General features: G+C 65.7%; 1 pseudogene. It reads left to right on the plus strand.

Annotated features, from left to right (window positions below):
* Positions 1-358, plus strand: a pseudogene (locus PMES_RS16395) (DUF3486 family protein); the annotation flags it as partial.
* Between the last annotated feature and the right edge of the window lie 41 nt (positions 359-399).

Here is a 399-nt window from a genome sequence, read left to right on the forward strand (position 1 = left end):
CGGATCGGACTTCCGGGACTACGCGCGGGCGCAGGAGCAGGCGCAGGACGAGATCCGCGCCTTCCTCGCCGAGGCCTCGCTGTCAGAGGAGATCGATGTCACCCGCGCGCTCTTCCAGCAGCTGACCACTTTGCAGTTCCGCATGCAGATGACGCTGGCAAGCGGGGATATCGATCCACGCGGCATGAAGGACCTCACGACCGCGCTCAACAACTTGATCCGCTCCACCGAGCTGCGCGACAAGATCGCCGCCGAAGAGCGCCGGGTGCAATCTGCCAAGCTCGATGCCGCCGTGGCCTCCGGCGATATCGACAAGGCCGCCGCCGCCCGTGCCCGCGCGATCATGGGCTTCAGCTGATGATATCGCCGGCCGTCACCTTTCTGCCGTATCAGCAGGCA

The sequence above is a fragment of the Profundibacterium mesophilum KAUST100406-0324 genome (assembly GCF_009835145.1).
Taxonomy (GTDB): domain Bacteria; phylum Pseudomonadota; class Alphaproteobacteria; order Rhodobacterales; family Rhodobacteraceae; genus Profundibacterium; species Profundibacterium mesophilum.